Raw genomic sequence first — 18,389 nt, forward strand, 5'->3', positions numbered from 1 at the left:
CCCGTGAACGTCTCCACCCACACCGGCTCAGCCCTCAACACCCCACCCATACAGGCAAAATGCCCGCCGCAAAGCCTTCTGCAACACCCTTTAGGCCGTGAAACGGCCCGTGCGCTTGATGTCCGGGTGGTCCGTGGTCGCGCCGTCCAGGCCGAACGCCCGGACCAGACGCAGCTGGTCCTGCGTGTTCACCACCCAGCCGATGATCTTCAGGTCGGCCTTGCGGGCCCGCTCCACGATCTCCAGGGTGAGCCGGCGGATGTTCAGACAGACGGTCTCGGCACCGGCCTCGACGGCGCGGTCCACGATGTCGGTGCCGTAGCGGCTGGCGATCAGCGCGGTGCGCACACCCGGCACCAGGGGCTTGATCTCGGCGATCGCCTCGTCGTGGAACGAGGACACCTCCACCCGGCCCGCCAGCCCGCGCTCGTTCATGACCTCGGCCAGGGCCCGCGCCGCCTGCGCGTCCTTGATCTCCGCCTGGAGCGGCGTATGGACGGCCTCCAGGACCTCCTCGAAGACCGGGACCCGCTCGCCCCGGCCCGCGTCCAGGGCCCGTAGCTCGGCGAGGGTCTTCTCGGCGATCGGCCCGGTGCCGTCGGTCGTGCGGTCCACATCCGTGTCGTGCATGACGACGAGCGCGCCGTCCTTGCTCAGATGCAGATCGAGTTCGATGGCGTCGAGTCCCGCCTCCTGGGCGGCGACGAAGGACCGGAGGGTGTTCTCGGGCTCCACACCCATGACTCCGCGGTGACCGATGGTGAGGAAGTTCAAGACGCGACTCTCTTCCGTCGACAGGCGGCAGTGGGGGGCCTGACGGCCCCCCTGACCGTATCGCCTGGACCCGCCCTGTGCAGAGAGTGAGGGCATGGTCGGCGCGCATCCGGGCAGAAGCGTGGCCGACAGGAAAAAGTGCGGTGAAGGAGCGGGTCAGGCAGGATAATTTCCCGGGTTCACCCTTGCTGGGAGGAACCTCGTGTGTATACGGTCTGCATACGTGAGATTCTCCCGTGGAAGGTGGGACATGACGGAAATTCTTGTGCAGGTGGGTTCGGAGGAAGGTCTTCCTCCCGTGGCCAGGGTGGTGGAGCACCCGGCATGGCCCGTGCTCAAGGATGCCGTGGAGCGGATCCGGCCATGGCAGTCCAAGGATGGGTCGATCGACTTCGACGCCGAGGGCGCGCCCGACCCGGCCGAAGCCGAGCTCGCCGTCCGCCAGGTCGCCGACGCCGTCCTGGAACTCTCCCCGCTGCTTCCGCACGACGGCGCGTATCACGAGGCCCTGGTCAAGGACCTGACCCGGTGGGCCGACAGCGGCTTCCAGGTGCCCGACTTCCTCGACTCGCTGCTGGCGTTCCAGCCCGCCGCGAACCGCGCGGACGGCCTCCAGCACCTCGTCGTCTTCCCCATGTACACGCAGAACGGCAACCCGGACCGCAACCTCGAAGCGGTCGTGCTGCGCATGGTCTGGCCGGACTGGCTGGCCGAACTGGAGCGCACCCGCTACGACAACCCGCTGTTCTGCGGCATCAAGTTCGAGGGCTTCACGTCCGGCTACGACACCAACTCGGCCGTGCTGTTCCCGGAGACCATCGCCGTGCGCGAGGCGCCGGAGCGGTTCACCTGGGGCGGCATCTTCTGCGACCGCGAGGCCGCCCGCTTCCGCCGTGTGACCGACGCCGCCGTCGACATCCTGGGCCTGGAGCTGCCCGAGGACGTCGCCGCGATGGTCCACGACCAAAAGCGCTGCGAGGAGGCGTTCGTGCTGTGGGACATGGTCCACGACCGCACCCACAGCCATGGCGACCTGCCCTTCGACCCCTTCATGATCAAGCAGCGCCAGCCGTTCTGGATGTACGGCCTGGAGGAGCTGCGCTGCGACCTCACCGCCTTCAAGGAGGCCGTGAAGCTGTCGGCCGACGGCGTGCCGCAGGCCCGTGACGTGCAGGTCGCGGTCCTCTTCGACCGCATGTTCCGCTTCCCGGTCACCGGCGAGCGCGTGCGCAACTACGACGGCCTCGGCGGCCAGCTCCTCTTCGCCTACCTGCACAAGCACGACGTCGTCCGCTGGACCGACAACAAGCTCACCATCGACTGGGAGCGCGCCCCGCAGGTCACCAACCAGCTGTGCGGCGAGATCGAGGACCTGTACCGCGACGGCATCGACCGCCCCAAGCTCGTCCACTGGTTCGCCGGGTACGAGCTGGTCTCCACCTACCTCTCCCCGCACCCGGGCTCGAAGTGGGCCAAGGGCCCCGACGCCCTGGACACGACGCAGCCGCCGCGCAAACTCGTCGATGACGTGCTTCCCGACGAGTTTCCGCTGAGCATGTTCTATGAGGCACTGTCCAAGAAGCTGAAGAACGTGATCGCCTCCACCAAGGGCATCACGGCGGACAGCGCCGAGCGGATCGCCGCATGAGCGATCGGCGTACCGAGGACACGGCTCAGGAGGCGAGGACCATGGCGGGGAACGGGGCGCTCAGCGGTGCGGTGATCGCGGTGGCCGGAGCGGGCGGACCCGCCGGCCGGGCCGCGCTGCTCAGGCTGGCCGAGGCGGGTGCGACCGTCATCGGCTCGGACAACGATCCGGAGCGGCTGGCGGAGGCGGTCGACGCGGCGAGCTACGCGACCGGCGGCGCCACCGTCACCGGTGACACGGTCGATCTGCTGGACCTGGGAGCCACCCGCGACTGGGCCACCCGCATCGAGAAGGACTTCGGCCGCGTCGACGGCCTGGTCCACCTCGTCGGCGGCTGGCGCGGCAGCGAGACCTTCACCCGGACCAGCCTCGACGACTGGGACTTCCTGGAGATGCTGCTGGTGCGCACCGTGCAGCACACCTCCCTCGCGTTCCACGAGGCGCTGCAACGCAGCGACCGCGGCCGGTACGTGCTGATCAGTGCCGCCGGCGCCACCAAGCCCACCGCGGGCAACGCCGCGTACGCGGCCGGCAAGGCCGCGGCCGAGGCGTGGACACTGGCCATGGCGGACTACTTCCGCAAGGCCGGGGGCCCCGAGGGGCCGACGTCGGCGGCTGCGATCCTGGTGGTGAAGGCACTGGTGCACGACGCGATGCGCGCCGACCGCCCCAACGCGAAGTTCGCGGGCTTCACCGACGTCAAGGACTTGGCCGAGGCCATCACCCAGGTCTGGGAGAAGCCCGCCGCCGAAGTGAACGGAAACCGTCTGTGGCTCACCGAGAAGCCGTGAACCCGCCGAAGACCGACGCCCGCCGTCATCACGACCCCGGGGTCCGCGGTTTCGCCAGCGACAACTACGCCGGGGCCCACCCGGAGGTCCTCGCCGCCCTGGCCCTGGCCAACGGCGGGCACCAGGTCGCGTACGGCGAGGACGCGTACACAGAGAACCTCCAGCAGGTGGTCCGCAGCCACTTCGGGCCCACGGCCGAGGCGTTCCCGGTCTTCAACGGCACCGGCGCCAACGTCGTCGCGCTCCAGGCGGTCACCGACCGCTGGGGCGCGGTGATCTGCGCCGAGAGCGCGCACATCAACGTCGACGAGTGCGGGGCCCCGGAGCGGGTCGGCGGGCTGAAGCTGCTGACCGTTCCGGCGCCCGACGGCAAGCTCACGCCCGAGCTGATCGACCGGCAGGCGTACGGCTGGGACGACGAGCACCGCGCGATGCCGCAGGTGGTCTCCATCGCCCAGGCCACCGAACTGGGCACGGTCTACACGCCGGAGGAGATACGCGCCCTCTGTGAGCACGCCCACGCGCACGGCATGAAGGTGCACCTGGACGGCTCGCGGCTGGCCAACGCCGCCGCCACCCTGAACGTCCCGATGCGCACGCTCACCAACGCCGCCGGCGTCGACATCCTCTCCCTCGGCGGCACGAAGAACGGCGCTCTGTTCGGCGAGGCCGTCGTGGTCCTCAACCAGGACGCCGTCAGCCACATGAAGCACCTGCGCAAGCTGTCCATGCAGCTCGCCTCCAAGATGCGCTTCGTGTCGGTGCAGCTGGAGGCCCTGCTCGCCCGGGACCTGTGGCTGCGCAACGCCGGCCACGCCAACGAGATGGCCCAGCGCCTCGCCGAGGGCGTGCGGGCCGTGCACGGCGTGGAGATCCTCTACCCGGTGCAGGCCAACGCGGTCTTCGCCCGCCTGCCCCATGACGTGAGCGAGCGACTCCAGAAGCGGTTCCGCTTCTACTTCTGGGACGAGGCCGCGGGCGACGTCCGCTGGATGTGCGCCTTCGACACGACCGAGGAGGACGTCGACACGTTCCTGGCAGCGCTGAAGGAGGAGATGGCCCGCTAGGTGCATAAGTATGCGGCAGAGCGTAAATGAATTGACGAGAGGTCGGGCCTCTCCCTACGCTCTGCCCGCATGCAGCTGATTCAGCAAACGCCCGACCTCTCTGCCTACTTGGCCGCTGACGAGGCGATCGACCATCACCACCCGCTCGTGCGTGACACAGCGGCGAGGCTCGCCGACGGGGTGGCCAATTCGTATGAGTATGCGCGAGCGGCCTTCGAGTTCGTTCGCGACACCATCCCGCACTCGCAGGACTCCGGTGATCTCCGCGTCACCTGGCGGGCCTCCGACGTCCTGGAGCAGCGCACCGGCATCTGCTACGCCAAGGCCCACGCGCTGGCCGCGCTGCTGCGGGCCGAGGACATCCCGACCGCGCTGTGCTACCAGAAGTTCGAGGAGGTGCACGGGCTGGTCGCTGTGCGGTTCAACGGCGCGTGGCACCGGCAGGACCCCCGGGGCAACAAGCCCGGAGTCGACGCCCGGTTCTCCCTCGACGGTGAGCGGCTCGCCTTCACGCCCGACCAGGCGTCCAATGAACTGGACTATCCAGTCTTGTATGCTGCACCGCATCCGGTCGTACTGGACGCCCTCACGGCAGCTCGCGACCGGCCGCACCTCTGGCAGACGCTCCCCACCGCACTCTGAGGCAAGGCGACCATGACGCTCACGCTGACCGTGTCCGACGACGTACGCGCTCTCGCGCCCGGTTTCAGGCACCTCGCGATCGAGGCACACGGCCTGGTCAACGGGCCGAGCAGTGACGCCGGTTCGGCTCTGCTGGACGCCGCGGCACGCCGGCTCGCCCTACGGCTGGACGGACGCGCCCCGCACGAGGACCCGCACATGGCCGCATGGCGCGAGACCTACACGGCGTTCGGCTCGAAGCCGTCCCGCACCCGCAACTCCGCGGAGGCGCTGGCCAGGCGGGCTCTCTCGGACGCCGGGCTGCCCCGCATCAACCTGCTGGTCGACCTCTACAACGCCGTCTCCGTCGCCCATCTGATCCCCGTCGGCGGCGAGGACATCGACCGCATCGAGGGCGGCATGCGCCTGATCCGCGCCACGGGGGAGGAGGACTTCGTGACCGTCGCCGGCGGTGAGGAGACCGTCGAGCACCCCGACGCGGGCGAAGTGGTGTGGCGCGACGACGCGGGCGTGACCTGTCGCCGCTGGAACTGGCGTCAGGGCCCGCGCACCCGGCTCACCGAGGAGACGACGTCGGGCATCTTCCTGCTGGAGAGCCTGCCCCCGATGCCGGTGGCGGAGGTGACCGCGGCCGGGGCGGAACTCGCCGAGCTGCTGGAGAAGTTCAGCCCGGGGGCGGACATCGCCGTACGCGCTGTGGAGCCTTCCGCCTGAGCCGCGCCCGGCCGGGCGTCAGTGCGCCTCGGCCTCGCGCACCTGCTCCGGTGTGGGAGCCGTGCCCCCGAGGTGGGCCGGCATCCACCAGGTGTCCTCCGGGCCCTTGGGGCGCACGGGGTAGGCACGCTGGGCGGCTTCGAGGAGCTCCTGGACGCGCTCGCGCAGCTGGCGCGTGATGGCGCCCGCGTACTTGTCGCGGGAGGCCTCGATCGCCTCGCCCACGCGGATCGTGATGGGGATGTGGCTGCGCTTGAAGTTGCGCGGGTGACCCTTGGTCCACAGTCGCTGCGTGCCCCACACCGCCATCGGGATCAGCGGCACGCCGGCCTCCTGGGCCAGGCGCGCGGCGCCCGACTTGAAGCTCTTCAGCGTGAACGACTGGGAGATGGTCGCCTCGGGGAACACCCCGACGATCTCACCCGAGCGCAGCGAGTCCAGGGCGTGCGCGTAGGCCGCCTCGCCCTGCTTGCGGTCCACGGGGATGTGCTTCATCCCGCGCATCAGCGGGCCGGAGATCTTGTGCCGGAAGACGGACTCCTTCGCCATGAAACGCACGAGGCGCTTCTGCGGCAGCGCGGCCAGGCCGTCGAAGACGAAGTCCAGGTAGCTGATGTGATTGCTCACCAACACGGCGCCGCCCGAGCGCGGGATGTTTTCCGAACCCTGACAGTCGATCTTGAGGTCCCACACCTTGAACAGCGTGCGGGCGAAACCGACGACGGGACGGTAGACGAGCTCTGCCATGGGCGGTTCGGACCCTTCCTGCTCTGCCTGGGAAGGGATTCCCAGTGGAGAAGTTACGCAGCCGTAGGTTTACGGCTTGTCGCAGATCGTGCCCCAAGAACGGCCGGGTAGCCAGTCCTCGTGCCCGTCGGCGGCGAGATTCTCGTCACGTCACTCGCCGGTCCCCACCTCGTGCTTTTGCGCCCCCATTACTCCGCGCGGACCGTCACCCGCCGCACGAGCAGGTACAACTCGCAGCCCAGGCAATACCCGAACGCCGCATTCAGGAAGGCGGCGGCGAGCGCGGCGCCGGTCGCCGCGAGTCCCAGCCAGCCGGGTCCCAGGGTGTGGCCGACGAGTCCGAGCCCGGCGAAAAGCAGCCCCACCACCTGGGCGAAACGTGGCGGTTCGGGCGCCTCGAACTCCGTCGGCGGCCCGAGCCGCGGCCGTACGGCCCTCGCGAACAGCAGGCCGTACGGGGAGCGGCTGACCCCGCCCGCCGCGCCGAGCAGGAAGGCCAGCGTCTGCCAGGCCAGCAGCCAGGCGCTCCCTGTGACCAGAACGACCGCCAGGACGGCGGCCGTGACGGCCGCGCCGAAACGCGGCCCTCTCGCATCGATGTCCATGGGAACCCAGCATTCCGCAGCACGGCCGCGTTGCGCGGGCGGGAATCTTTGCGGTCTCGTGAACGCTTGCAGCAGGTGATGACCGGACTGGTGGTGTGCGTGGTGGTGCTCGCGGCGGCGAGCGCCTACGGAGTGCTGCAACGGCGGCGGAGCGGGAGGGTGCGGGTGCGCGGGCGGGACGAGGGCAAGCGGCTCGATGCGGCGGAGCTGGGCGTGGAACTCGGCGAGCGGGCCACGCTCGTGCAGTTCTCCAGCGCGTTCTGCGCCCCCTGCCGGGCGACCCGGCGGGTCCTCGGTGAGGTCGCCGCACTGGTGCCGGGCGTGACCCACGTCGAGATCGACGCCGAGGCCCACCTGGACCTCGTACGGCGGCTGGACATCCTCAAGACCCCGACCGTGCTGGTCCTCGACGCCGACGGTCGCGTGGTGCGACGGGCCACGGGGCAGCCGCGCAAGGCCGACGTGATCGCCGCCCTGGGGGAGGCGGTGTGACGGGTGTGGTGCCGCCAGTGAGTCATCTCCCACAACGCGGAACGAACTTGACTGCGCCCACCATTTATCGTCAGCCTGACCCCATGTCTGCGGACCTTCTCGCCACGCCCGACCTCCTGCGCTCGGTCTTCCGGCGGCACGCGGCGGGAGTCGCCGTCATCACCGCCCGTGGCGAGGCGGGCCCGGTGGGCTTCACCGCCACCTCCCTGACGTCCGTCTCCGCCGAGCCGCCCCTGCTGTCCTTCGGCGTCGGCACCGGCGCCTCCAGCTGGCCCGCGATCGCGGCGGCCGACCATGTCGGTGTCCATGTCCTCGGCGAGCACCAGCAGGAGCTGGCCGCCACCTTCGCCCGCAGCGGCGCCGACCGCTTCGGCCCGCCCACCGCCTGGCGGGAGGGGCCCGAGGGTGTTCCCGTCCTCGACGGCGTGCTCGCCTGGCTCGTGTGCCGGGTCGTCGCGCGGGTGCCCGCCGGCGATCACCGGATCGTGCTCGCCGAGCTCGTGCACGGCGACCCCTCGGGCGCCGGCCGTCCGCTCCTCTACCACCAGGGACGCTTCCAGCGTCTGCGTGACTGAACCGGGTGTCCCCCGGGCTGCGTGACCGTCGAGTTCCGGTTACGCTGCGTTGCGAAGGTCACAGTTCAAAGCGCTTGCTTAGCGGGAACGAACTGGGTGTACTGACGAGTAATATTTCGCTCGGGGCGTGGGTCGCCCCGACCGGGATCGGACGCTAGAGGCGCCTATGCTGCCTGCAAGTAGGCAGCATGGAAATGACGATGCAGTAGGAGAGCCGGCGTGAGCTTGAGGATCGTTGTCACTGTGAAGTACGTGCCCGACGCCACTGGCGACCGGCACTTCGCCGATGACCTGACCGTCGACCGGGACGACGTGGACGGTCTGCTCTCCGAGCTCGACGAGTACGCGGTCGAGCAGGCGCTGCAGATCTCCGAGAACTCCGACGACGACGTGGAGATCACCGTCCTGACGGTGGGCCCCGAGGACGCCAAGGACGCCCTGCGCAAGGCGCTGTCCATGGGCGCCGACAAGGCGATCCACGTCGAGGACGACGACATCCACGGCACCGACGCCATCGGCACCTCCCTGGTCCTGGCCAAGGCGATCGAGAAGGCCGGCTACGACCTCGTCATCTCCGGCATGGCCTCCACCGACGGCACCATGGGCGTCGTGCCCGCGCTGCTCGCCGAGCGCCTGGGCGTCCCGCAGGTCACCCTGCTCTCCGAGGTCTCCGTCGAGGACGGCACGGTCAAGGGCCGCCGCGACGGCGACGCCGCCTCCGAGAACCTGGAGGCCTCCCTCCCGGCGGTCGTGTCCGTGACCGACCAGTCGGGCGAGGCCCGTTACCCGTCGTTCAAGGGCATCATGGCGGCCAAGAAGAAGCCGGTGGAGTCCTGGGACCTGTCCGACCTCGACATCGACGCCGAGGAGGTCGGTCTGGAGGGCGCCTACACCACGGTCGACGGCGCGGCCGAGCGCCCGGCCCGCACCGCGGGCACGATCGTCAAGGACGAGGGCGAGGGCGGCAAGCAGCTCGCTGAGTTCCTCGCGGGCCAGAAGTTCATCTAGGCCCGACGCAGTCGCGATCCGTCCCTCATCTTTCGCAAGCAGGAGAGAAGAAGTCCCATGGCTGAAGTTCTCGTCTACGTCGACCACGTGGACGGCGCCGTCCGCAAGCCCACCCTGGAGCTGCTGACCCTCGCCCGCCGCATCGGCGAGCCGGTCGCCGTCGCGCTGGGCAACGGCGCCGGTGACACCGCCGCCACGCTCGCCGAGCACGGCGCGGTCAAGGTCCTCACGCACGAGGCCGCCGAGTACGCCGACTACCTGGTCGTGCCGAAGGTCGACGCCCTCCAGGCCGCCCACGAGGCCGTGTCCCCGGCCGCCGTGCTGGTGCCGTCCTCCGCCGAGGGCAAGGAGATCGCCGCCCGTCTGGCGCTGCGTCTGGGCTCCGGCATCATCACCGACGCCGTCGACCTGGAGGCCGGCGACGAGGGCCCGGTGGCCACGCAGTCGGTGTTCGCCGCCTCCTTCACCACCAAGTCCCGTGTCTCCAAGGGCACCCCGGTCATCACGGTCAAGCCCAACAGCGCCGCCGTCGAGGCCGCCCCGGCCGCCGGTGCGGTCGAGGCCCTCTCCGTCTCCTTCTCCGCGCAGGCCACCGGCACCAAGGTCACCGGCCGTACGCCGCGTGAGTCGACGGGCCGTCCGGAGCTGACCGAGGCCGCGATCGTGGTCTCCGGTGGCCGTGGCGTCAACGGCGCGGAGAACTTCGCGATCATCGAGGCGCTCGCCGACTCCCTCGGCGCGGCCGTCGGTGCCTCGCGTGCCGCGGTGGACGCCGGCTGGTACCCGCACACCAACCAGGTCGGCCAGACCGGCAAGTCCGTCTCGCCGCAGCTGTACATCGCCAACGGCATCTCCGGCGCGATCCAGCACCGCGCCGGTATGCAGACCTCGAAGACGATCGTGGCGATCAACAAGGACGCCGAGGCCCCGATCTTCGACCTCGTCGACTACGGCGTCGTCGGCGACCTCTTCGACGTCGTCCCGGCCCTGACCGAGGAGATCAAGACCCGCAAGGGCTGATCGCCCCGGCCTGTGAGAGGCCCCGCGACCGCACGAACGGTCACGGGGCCTCTTCTCATCCCAGGGTCATCGAGGCCTGCACCGGCAGATGGTCGCTCGGAAACATCCCGTCCATGCTGAAGGTGTTCATCCCGGCCCAGTGCGTGGTCACCCCGGGCGTGGTGAGGATCCAGTCGATGCGCCGCCCGCCGGGCCTGAGCCTCCGGTAGCCGTGGTGCGTCCCGTACGCCGGACTCCGCGAGGCCGCCGCGTCCCAGGCGTCCACCAGCCCGATGTCCAGCATGAGGTCGTACACCCGGTTGTCGTGGGCGGCCGCGTTGAAGTCGCCGGTGACGATGACCGGTAACGACCGGTCCCACCCGGCGATCGTCTCGCCGATGAGCCCCGCCGAGCGTTCCCGCGCGTACTGGCTGACGCTGTCCAAGTGGGTGTTGAGGACGTAGAACTCCCGACCTCCGTCGGCGAGATCCGCGAAACGGACCCAGGTCACCATGCGCAGCCAGTCCGCGTCCCAGGTGTTCGAGGCGATCGCGTACGGGGTGTCGGACAGCCAGAAGTGATCGAACTCGATCGGTTCGAGTCTGTGTGTGTCGTAGAAGACCGCCATGAACTCGTCCTTGCTGCCGCCCCCGCGTCCGATGCCGATCCAGTCGTAGTGCCCGCCCAGATCCTTCTCGATCGCGCGCACTTGCCGGTAGAGCCCCTCCTGGGTGCCGATGAGGTGCGGTAGCTCGCGGCGCAGCAGTTCTCGCATCACCGGTCGGCGCACCTCCCAGCGTGGTGTCTTGTCGACGACGGTCCCGAAGCGCACGTTGAACGTCATGACGTTCAGGGCGCCTGGGTGCTCGCCGGCGGAAGCGCGCGGTGTGGGGCCCGCGGTGGTGAGCAGCGGTCCAGCGATGGCGGCGGCCGCAGCCGCCTTGAGCCCGTGGCGGCGCGTCACTCCGACCTCGTTCGGCACGTGATCTCCCTCCCCTTGCACGTCAGGATGAAGCTTGCCTTCTGAATACGGAAGATGAGGGCGGGTCGGCTGTGACCATGGGTGAAGGATGGGGGATCCCACGGCACGACGGTGTTGACCTGGGCGAAGGTCGGCCGATAACTTCGCTCTACGGATTGTGGATTCCGTACAGCGGAAAAGAGGAGGGTCTCGGAATGGGTCAGGGCCAGCAGGAGAAGGTGGCGACGAGCCTCGCGGGCGCCGTCAGCGAGGAGATCAGCGCCTCCCTCGCGCCGGTCGACGCGGAGCTGGAGCGCCGCTACCCCGGGGACCCCGGCACCCGCCAGCCCGTCCACACCGTCTACGTGCCCGGCGACGTCTTCGCCGCCGACACCGTCCGCTCCTGGGGCGACCGCGCCCTCGCCGCCCTCGACGAACACGCCCCGGACGCCGCGTCCTTCGCCGCCGTCCTCGGACTCTCCGACGACCTCGCCGAGCCGGTCCACGCGCGCGTGCGCGCCAAGCTGGAGCGCGAGCCCATCGAGGACCTGCGCGTCGACTTCGAGGACGGCTACGGCAACCGCCCCGACGCCGAGGAGGACGAGGCCGCCGCCCGCGCCGCCCGGATCGTCGCCGAGGCCTACGAGGACGGCACCGCCGCCCCCTACATGGGCATCCGCATGAAGTGCATGGAGGCGCCCGTACGCGCCCGGGGCATCCGCACCCTCGACATCTTCCTCACCGGCCTGATGGAGTCCGGCGGCCTGCCCGACGGGCTGGTCCTCACCCTGCCCAAGGTCACGTACGCCGAGCAGGTCACCGCCATGGCGCGGCTGCTCGACGCCTTCGAGAAGGCGCACGGCCTCGAACCCGGCCGGATCGGTTTCGAGATCCAGATCGAGACCAGCCAGTCCATCCTCGCCGCCGACGGCACCGCCACCGTAGCCCGCATGATCCAGGCCGCCGAGGGCCGCGCCACCGGCCTGCACTACGGCACCTTCGACTACAGCGCCTGCCTCGGCGTCTCCGCCGCCCACCAGGCCAGTGACCACCCCGCCGCGGACCACGCCAAGGCCGTCATGCAGGTCGCGGCGGCCGGTACGGGCGTCCGCGTCTCGGACGGCTCGACGAACGTCCTGCCGGTCGGCCCGACCGCCAAGGTCCACGACGCCTGGCGCCTGCACTACGGCCTCACCCGCCGCGCCCTGGCCCGCGCCTACTACCAGGGCTGGGACATGCACCCCGGCCACATCCCCACCCGCTACGCGGCCGTCTTCGCCTTCTACCGGGAGGGCTTCGAGCAGGCCGCCGCCCGCCTGTCGCGCTACGCCAACCGCACCGGCGGCGACGTCATGGACGAGCCCGCCACCGCCAAGGCCCTCAGCGGCTACCTCCTGCGCGGCCTGGACTGCGGCGCCCTGGACATCGGGGAGGTCGCCCGCCTGGCCGGCCTGACCCGGGCGGACCTGGAGAGCTTCGCGGCACCCCGGCGCGGGGATCTGACGGCCTCCGCCTGACCGCCTCTGCCTGACCGCCTCCGTCCGACGGCTCGGCCGGCACGTACCGGCCCTGTCACAGCCGTCGCCGGCTGCCGGCGCCGTCACCGCCGCCCCGTAGTCTGTACGCCACGTACTGACGGTGTCGGTGCGTCCGGTGGGGTTTACGGGAACGGGGCAGGGGTGTCGACGGGGGAGCACGGTCAGACGGACGGGGCCGGCCGGCTGCTGGCAGGCCGTTATCGCGTCACGGCGGCGCTGGGACGCGGCGGCATGGGCGTCGTCTGGAAGGCCGTCGACGAGGTCCTCGGCCGTGAGGTCGCGGTCAAGGAACTGCGCACCTACACCGACGCGGCCGGTCCCGAACTCGCCGATCTGCACCTGCGGATGCGGCGCGAGGCGCGTGCGGCGGCCCGGGTGCGCCACCCCGGCGTCATCGCCGTGCACGACATCGCCCAGGTCGACGGCCGTCCGATCATCGTCATGGAACTGGTCGACGGGCCGTCCCTGGACGACGTCCTGCGCGAGCGCGGCACGCTGGACCCGGGTGAGGCGGCCGGGATCGGCGCGAAGGTCATGGACGCGCTGGCCGCCGCCCACCGCGCGGGCGTCCTGCACCGGGACGTGAAGCCGGGCAACATCCTGCTCGACCGCTCGGGCCGGGTCGTCCTCACCGACTTCGGCATCGCCACGATGGAGGATCCCGGAGACGGTTCGGCCACGCACCTCACGCGCAGCGGCGAACTCGTCGGCTCCCTCGACTACTTGGCCCCCGAGCGCGCGCAGGGCGCCGACCCGGGCCCCGCCTCCGACATCTGGGCCCTGGGCGCCACGCTGTACGCGGCCGTCGAGGGTGCCTCGCCCTTCCGCCGTACGTCCACGTTCTCCACGCTCACCGCGATCGTCACCGAGCCACTGCCGGAAGCCCGTCGCGCCGGCCCCCTCGCACCCGTCTTCCAGCGGCTGATGGACAAGCGCCCCGAGTCCCGCCCGGAGGCCGAGCAGGCCCGCGCACTGCTACAGGCGGTCGCGGACGGGGGCGGCACGGACACGCCGACGTCACCCCTGCGGGGACTGACGCCCACGTCCCCGCGCGCTGAGACGGAGCGGAGCGTCCCCTCGGTGCCGCCGGGGTTCGGACCGCCTCAGCCGGGACCCTCGGTACCTGACGAGGGCACGAACACACCAGGGTCCGGTCCGCAGGGCCCGGGCGGCGTCCCCCAGCGCTTGGGCCCGGCCGGCCCCGGCAGCACCACCCCCACCGGCCCGATGAACGCCGGCCCCGCCGCGCGCCGCCGCAGGCCCCGCGTCCTGCTCGCCGCCGCGGCCGTCACCGCCGTTCTCGCTGCCGCCGGTACCACGGTCGCCTTGATGAGCGACTCCGGCGGCAAGGAGACCGGAGGCCGGACCGACGCCGCCCGTGCGGATGCCGGGGCCTCCGCCCCGTCCGGGGGCGCGGACGACGGCTCGAACGCCCTGAGGCCCACGCGACAGGGCGACGACAAGGGCAAGGCCCCGGCCGAGGAACCCGGCGGCAAGAAGAGCCCCGAGCCCACCGGCCGCGCGACCACCCCGGTCCCCGCGAAGTCCGCCGGCGGCGGCACCACCGACACCACCGGCGGCACCGGAGGAGGGACGTCGGACGGCCGCACCTCCGGCGGAGGGGCCACGACAGGCGGCGGCTCGACCAGCCCGGCCCCGGTCTGCCACCCCACCGGCGGCGGCAAGTACAACTGCCACGTCTGGAAGACCGCCGACTCCTACACCGCCTCCGGCACCAAGGCCGGCATCCTCAACGCGGGCACCAACTACTTCTACTGCCAGCAGAACCTCGGCCGCCGCGAGACGTCCGGACAGTGGACCAACGTCTGGTGGGCGAAGACCGACGACGACAGCGGCAACACGAACGTCTGGGTCAGTGACGTCTACATCAAGGGCGGCGACAACGACGCGCCGGTTCCCGGGCTTCCGCTCTGCTGAGCCCGCGCCGAGGCGGCCACGTACCGCTCCAGACCGGAGGCCGTCACCAGCTTCTCCTCGATGAACAGCCGCGTGCCCCGCTCGCACAGCCGCCGGTCTCCGCGGGCCCGCGCGCAGAACTCCTCGGGTACGACGCCGAACAGCTCCCGCAGGCCCGGCAGCCCGACGAGCAGCTCGGTCAGCAGCTCCCGCTCACCCGGGTGCGTGCGCGGGATGCCCGTGCCGTCGTGGAGGACGCCGTGCCGGTTGACGTAGGCGTACGCCCCGGGCAGGCGTGTGCCGTCCGCGAGGTCGACCAGGATGTCGGGCGACGGCAGCCAGGCCCGGTCGAAGTTGCCGCCCGGCACCGGCACGCCCTCGCTGATGTCGATCACCGCGAGCTGCTCGGTGTCGAGCCACAGGACGAACAGCTCCCGCACGGTGTCCGGGGCGCCGACCGGGGAGGCCGACACATACCCCATGCGGCTCACATGCGCCGAGACGCCGGCGTCGACACCCGTCACCCGTGCCTTCACCATCGGCAACGGCGACCTGATCCCGAACTCCGCCATCTTGTGCCGCAGCTGCCCCGGGCAGCCGTTGGAGCCGATGGCGATGACCGGTGTGCGGTCGTCGTACACCAGCCGCCCCGGCGGCAGGAAGCGGTCCCCGTCGAGGATGCCGGAATCCGCGGGCCACGCGCCCGGATACAGCAGGGGACGCTCGCGCGGCGCCTCGGCCAGTCCGAGTGCTCGCAGCGTGCGATCGGTGCCGTCGTCCATCGGCCGCTCAGTCCGCCGGGGGGATCTCGCCCGAGCCGCGGGTGATCAGCCGGGTCGGCAGCTCGATGCGCTCGGGGGTGACGAGGGTGCCGTCCAGCTGCCGGAAGAGGCGTTCGGCGGCGGTGCGGCCGATGTCCGACGCGTCCTGCGCGACGACCGTGACGCCCGGCCGGAGCAGGTCGGCGAGTTCGATGTCGTCGAAGCCGACCAGGGCGACACGGCGGGTCTGCTCGGCGAGCACCCGGATCACGGTGACCGTCACCCGGTTGTTGCCCGCGAAGATCGCCGTGACCGGGTCCGGGCCGGTCAGCATCTCCTCGGCCGCCCTGCGCACCCGCTCGGGGCCGGTGACGCCGAGGGACATCCAGGAACCCGCCACCGGTATGCCCGCGTCCTCCATCGCGGCCCGGTAGCCACGCAGCCGCTCGGCGGCGGTGTGGATGCGGGGCATGTCGCCGATGAAGCCGATCCGGCGGTGCCCGTGCGCGATGAGGTGGGCGACCCCGCCGCGGGCGCCGCCGAAGTTGTCCGACAGGACCACGTCGGCGTCGATGTGCCCGGCCGGCCGGTCCACGAACACCGTGGCGACACCGGCCTTGAGCTCGGGCTCCAGATACCGGTGGTCGTCCCCGGCCGGGATCACCACCAGCCCGTCCACCCGCCGCGCGCACAGGGCCAGCACCAGTTCCTGCTCGCGCTCGGGGTCCTCCGCGCTGGAGCCGTTGATCAGCAGGGCGCCGTGTGCGCGGGCCACCTCCTCGACCGACCGGCTCAGCGGTCCGTAGAACGGGTCCGCGAGGTCCTCCAGGACCAGGCCGATGCTCGCCGTGCGGCCCTTGCGCAGCACCCGCGCGCTGTCGTTGCGGCGGAAGCCGAGGGCGTCGATCGCCTCCTGGACCCGTCGCTCCGTCTCGGGGGTGACCCCAGGCTCCCCGTTCACGACACGGGAGACCGTCTTGAGGCCGACTCCGGCTCGCGCCGCGACGTCCTTCATGGTCGGCCGGGTGCCGTAACGCGTTGCGGATCGGAGGGGGGTCTGGGGCACGGTGCGGTGTCCTGTCCTGTCGTCCACGGGGGTGCGTCGATCCTGGGTTTGTATGAGGATGTGGCGTCGAGCATAGAGCCTGGACAACGTTGTCAGGCTCGGGGGAGACTGTCCACCGCAATCTCCGGCCTCGCGCACCGCCGCGGGACCGGTCTGCCGCTTGCCCTGCTTGATGGCCTTTCTCGGCGTTTTTCTCATGCCCGACGGGGAGATCCGACTCTGATGCACACCGACCTCGTGGCCGCGCTCGACATCGGCGGCACCAAGATCGCCGGCGCTCTGGTGGACGGCCACGGCCGGATCCTGGTCCGCGCCCAGCGGCCGACGCCCGCCCGGGAGGACGGCGACACCGTGATGCGGGCGGTCGAGGAGGTGCTCCGCGAGCTCACCGTGTCGCCGCTGTGGGGGAGGGCCACGGCCGTGGGCATCGGCAGCGCCGGGCCCGTGGACGCCTCCGCGGGCACGGTGAGCCCGGTGAACGTGCCCGGCTGGCGCGACTACCCGCTCGTCGCCCGGGTCCGGGCCGCCACAGGGGACCTGCCCGTCGAGCTGATCGGCGACGGTGTGGCGATCACGGCGGCCGAACACTGGCAGGGTGCCGCCCGCGGCCACGACAACGCGCTGTGCATGGTCGTCTCCACGGGTGTCGGCGGCGGCCTGGTGCTCGGCGGCCGGCTGCACCCCGGGCCCACCGGCAACGCGGGCCACATCGGCCACATCAGCGTGGACCTCGACGGCGATCTGTGCCCGTGCGGCTCGCACGGCTGCGTGGAGCGCATCGCGAGCGGCCCCAACATCGCCCGGCGCGCGCTGGAGAACGGCTGGCGGCCCGGCCCCGACGGGGACACGTCCGCGGCCGCGGTGGCCGCCGCCGCCCGGTCCGGCGACCCGGTCGCCCTCGCCTCCTTCGAGCGGGCCGCCCAGGCCCTGGCCGCCGGGATCGCCGCCACCGCGACACTCGTGGAGATCGACATCGCCGTGATCGGCGGGGGAGTGGGCAAGGCGGGCGATGTCCTCTTCGCCCCCCTGCGCAAGGCCCTGAGCACCTACGCGACCCTGTCCTTCGTCCGGCACCTGACCGTGGCGCCGGCACAGATGGGCACGGACGCCGGGCTGGTGGGCGCGGCGGCGGCAGCCCTGGCGAAGCGGACGGACGCGGCGGCGGCCGGGGTGTGAGACCTGAGCCGGCCGATCTGGCAGGAACGTTCAGCCTGAAGGGGGGCCGGGGCGTGTGACGCGGGCCGGTGGGGCGCTCTTGGTCGGGTGGGTTTCGAGTTCCGGTCCCGGGTGTCGGGGTCGGTGGGTGTGGCGTTCGGGCCCCGCCCTGGCTGGCTGAGGTGGGTCGCGTGGGTTACCGGCCCGCGGTGTGCTGGTGGCTGTTGTAGCGGCCTGCGCGGCGTTCAGCCCCCGGTTTCCAGGGGGATGGTCGGATGCGTGAGCTTCAGCCCCCTGGTCCCTGGATGCTGCTGAGGCCGGCCCCGAGGCCCTGGCCCTGCTCTCGGTCCCCGGCCCGAGCCTCCCCGCCCCCTGGCCCTCCTGCCCCCGGCCCTCCTGCCCCCGCGGCCCCCGGCCGGCTCGGTCCGAGACAGCCGGAAATCGACCGCATGTCCGTGCGATGTGGCACGATCGCGCTTGTGAGCAGCAGACCCGCCTCGGCGCAGCACCTGCGTGACCTCGCCCGACTGCGCCGCGTCAAGGACCGGATCGACCGGGAGTACGCGAAGCCTCTGGACGTCGAGGCGCTGGCCCGGGGCGTGCACATGTCGGCGGGGCATCTCAGCCGGGAGTTCCGGCAGGCGTACGGCGAGTCGCCCTACAGCTATCTCATGACGCGGCGCATCGAGCGAGCCATGGCGCTGCTGCGCCGGGGCGACCTCAGTGTCACCGAGGTGTGCTTCGAGGTGGGCTGCGCGTCGCTGGGCACCTTCAGCACCCGTTTCACCGAGCTGGTGGGCATGCCGCCCAGTGCCTACCGGCGTGCGGCGGCCCGGGCGACGGCGGGCATTCCGTCGTGCGTCGCGAAGCAGGTGACCAGACCGATCAGGAATAGAGAAGCGCCCGCCCCGAGCCGAAACTAGCGTGAT

19 protein-coding genes are annotated in these 18,389 nt (G+C 71.4%); 13 read left to right on the forward strand and 6 right to left on the reverse strand.

The genetic code is table 11. From position 1 onward, the window contains the following. Positions 1–90: 90 nt before the first annotated feature. Complete coding sequence (locus ACIRDU_RS31015) at positions 91–774, reverse strand: glycerophosphodiester phosphodiesterase (protein WP_403585576.1); 684 nt, start codon at positions 772–774, stop codon at positions 91–93. A gap of 250 nt (positions 775–1,024) precedes the next feature. Between ACIRDU_RS31015 and ACIRDU_RS31020 the strand changes: the two genes are divergently transcribed. From ACIRDU_RS31020 to ACIRDU_RS31040, 5 genes are all read left to right on the forward strand, one after another. Then, entirely contained in the window at positions 1,025–2,422 is a 1,398-nt protein-coding gene (locus tag ACIRDU_RS31020) for a DUF6421 family protein (RefSeq protein WP_403585579.1), read from the forward strand. Beyond that, positions 2,419–3,213, forward strand: a complete 795-nt coding sequence (locus tag ACIRDU_RS31025; RefSeq protein WP_403585581.1) for an SDR family NAD(P)-dependent oxidoreductase — start codon at positions 2,419–2,421, stop codon at positions 3,211–3,213. Before ACIRDU_RS31020 ends, ACIRDU_RS31025 begins: the two co-directional genes overlap by 4 nt. Beyond that, positions 3,210–4,280, forward strand: a complete 1,071-nt coding sequence (locus tag ACIRDU_RS31030) for a threonine aldolase family protein (protein WP_403585584.1) — start codon at positions 3,210–3,212, stop codon at positions 4,278–4,280. The genes ACIRDU_RS31025 and ACIRDU_RS31030 overlap by 4 nt, the downstream gene beginning before the upstream one ends. Before the next feature lie 69 nt (positions 4,281–4,349). Further along, the gene (locus tag ACIRDU_RS31035) at positions 4,350–4,922 is read left to right on the forward strand and encodes a transglutaminase domain-containing protein (protein ID WP_403585586.1); all 573 of its coding nucleotides are present in this window, start codon (positions 4,350–4,352) and stop codon (positions 4,920–4,922) included. A gap of 12 nt (positions 4,923–4,934) precedes the next feature. Further along, positions 4,935–5,636, forward strand: a complete 702-nt coding sequence (locus ACIRDU_RS31040) for a B3/4 domain-containing protein (protein WP_403585589.1) — start codon at positions 4,935–4,937, stop codon at positions 5,634–5,636. A gap of 18 nt (positions 5,637–5,654) precedes the next feature. On the opposite strand, the gene ACIRDU_RS31045 is transcribed toward ACIRDU_RS31040, so the two are convergent. Both ACIRDU_RS31045 and ACIRDU_RS31050 read right to left on the reverse strand, forming a co-directional pair. After that, positions 5,655–6,383, reverse strand: coding sequence for a lysophospholipid acyltransferase family protein (locus ACIRDU_RS31045; RefSeq protein WP_403585592.1), 729 nt, complete (start codon positions 6,381–6,383; stop codon positions 5,655–5,657). 188 nt (positions 6,384–6,571) lie between these two features. Then, the gene (locus tag ACIRDU_RS31050; protein ID WP_403585595.1) at positions 6,572–6,988 is read right to left on the reverse strand and encodes a DUF4395 domain-containing protein; all 417 of its coding nucleotides are present in this window, start codon (positions 6,986–6,988) and stop codon (positions 6,572–6,574) included. Positions 6,989–7,066: 78 nt separating this feature from the next. On the opposite strand from ACIRDU_RS31050, the gene ACIRDU_RS31055 reads away from it, so the two are divergent. The 4 genes from ACIRDU_RS31055 to ACIRDU_RS31070 all read left to right on the forward strand — a co-directional run bounded on the left by ACIRDU_RS31055 (position 7,067) and on the right by ACIRDU_RS31070 (position 10,083). Continuing rightward, positions 7,067–7,480, forward strand: coding sequence for a thioredoxin family protein (locus tag ACIRDU_RS31055; RefSeq protein ID WP_403585965.1), 414 nt, complete (start codon positions 7,067–7,069; stop codon positions 7,478–7,480). 83 nt (positions 7,481–7,563) lie between these two features. Then, positions 7,564–8,055, forward strand: coding sequence for a flavin reductase family protein (locus ACIRDU_RS31060; RefSeq protein ID WP_403585598.1), 492 nt, complete (start codon positions 7,564–7,566; stop codon positions 8,053–8,055). A 219-nt stretch (positions 8,056–8,274) separates the two neighbouring features. Then, positions 8,275–9,063: an electron transfer flavoprotein subunit beta/FixA family protein gene (locus ACIRDU_RS31065; protein WP_033307107.1), complete on the forward strand. Its 789-nt coding sequence runs from the start codon at positions 8,275–8,277 to the stop codon at positions 9,061–9,063. Between the two features lie 57 nt (positions 9,064–9,120). Further along, entirely contained in the window at positions 9,121–10,083 is a 963-nt protein-coding gene (locus ACIRDU_RS31070; protein WP_403585601.1) for an electron transfer flavoprotein subunit alpha/FixB family protein, read from the forward strand. Positions 10,084–10,138: 55 nt separating this feature from the next. Here the strand turns inward: ACIRDU_RS31070 and ACIRDU_RS31075 are convergent, their stop codons facing one another. Further along, positions 10,139–11,044 (reverse strand): endonuclease/exonuclease/phosphatase family protein, encoded by a 906-nt coding sequence (locus ACIRDU_RS31075; protein ID WP_403585603.1) that lies wholly within the window; start codon positions 11,042–11,044, stop codon positions 10,139–10,141. A gap of 194 nt (positions 11,045–11,238) precedes the next feature. Between ACIRDU_RS31075 and ACIRDU_RS31080 the strand changes: the two genes are divergently transcribed. After that, positions 11,239–12,540 (forward strand): DUF6986 family protein, encoded by a 1,302-nt coding sequence (locus ACIRDU_RS31080; protein ID WP_403585606.1) that lies wholly within the window; start codon positions 11,239–11,241, stop codon positions 12,538–12,540. A 162-nt stretch (positions 12,541–12,702) separates the two neighbouring features. Beyond that, the gene (locus tag ACIRDU_RS31085) at positions 12,703–14,499 is read left to right on the forward strand and encodes a serine/threonine-protein kinase (RefSeq protein WP_403585608.1); all 1,797 of its coding nucleotides are present in this window, start codon (positions 12,703–12,705) and stop codon (positions 14,497–14,499) included. On the opposite strand, the gene ACIRDU_RS31090 is transcribed toward ACIRDU_RS31085, so the two are convergent. Together ACIRDU_RS31090 and ACIRDU_RS31095 are read right to left on the reverse strand one after the other, a co-directional pair. After that, positions 14,445–15,260 (reverse strand): hypothetical protein, encoded by an 816-nt coding sequence (locus ACIRDU_RS31090; RefSeq protein WP_403585611.1) that lies wholly within the window; start codon positions 15,258–15,260, stop codon positions 14,445–14,447. The two genes, ACIRDU_RS31085 and ACIRDU_RS31090, sit on opposite strands and share 55 nt — an antisense overlap. 7 nt (positions 15,261–15,267) lie before the next feature. Continuing rightward, entirely contained in the window at positions 15,268–16,254 is a 987-nt protein-coding gene (locus ACIRDU_RS31095) for a LacI family DNA-binding transcriptional regulator (protein ID WP_403585613.1), read from the reverse strand. A 273-nt stretch (positions 16,255–16,527) separates the two neighbouring features. Between ACIRDU_RS31095 and ACIRDU_RS31100 the strand changes: the two genes are divergently transcribed. Beyond that, positions 16,528–17,481: an ROK family protein gene (locus tag ACIRDU_RS31100; RefSeq protein ID WP_403585616.1), complete on the forward strand. Its 954-nt coding sequence runs from the start codon at positions 16,528–16,530 to the stop codon at positions 17,479–17,481. Positions 17,482–17,909: 428 nt separating this feature from the next. Then, positions 17,910–18,383 (forward strand): helix-turn-helix transcriptional regulator, encoded by a 474-nt coding sequence (locus ACIRDU_RS31105; RefSeq protein ID WP_403585618.1) that lies wholly within the window; start codon positions 17,910–17,912, stop codon positions 18,381–18,383. The last annotated feature ends 6 nt before the right edge of the window (positions 18,384–18,389 follow it).

The organism is Streptomyces sp. NPDC093598, from assembly GCF_044764825.1.
In the GTDB taxonomy this organism is placed as follows: domain Bacteria; phylum Actinomycetota; class Actinomycetes; order Streptomycetales; family Streptomycetaceae; genus Streptomyces.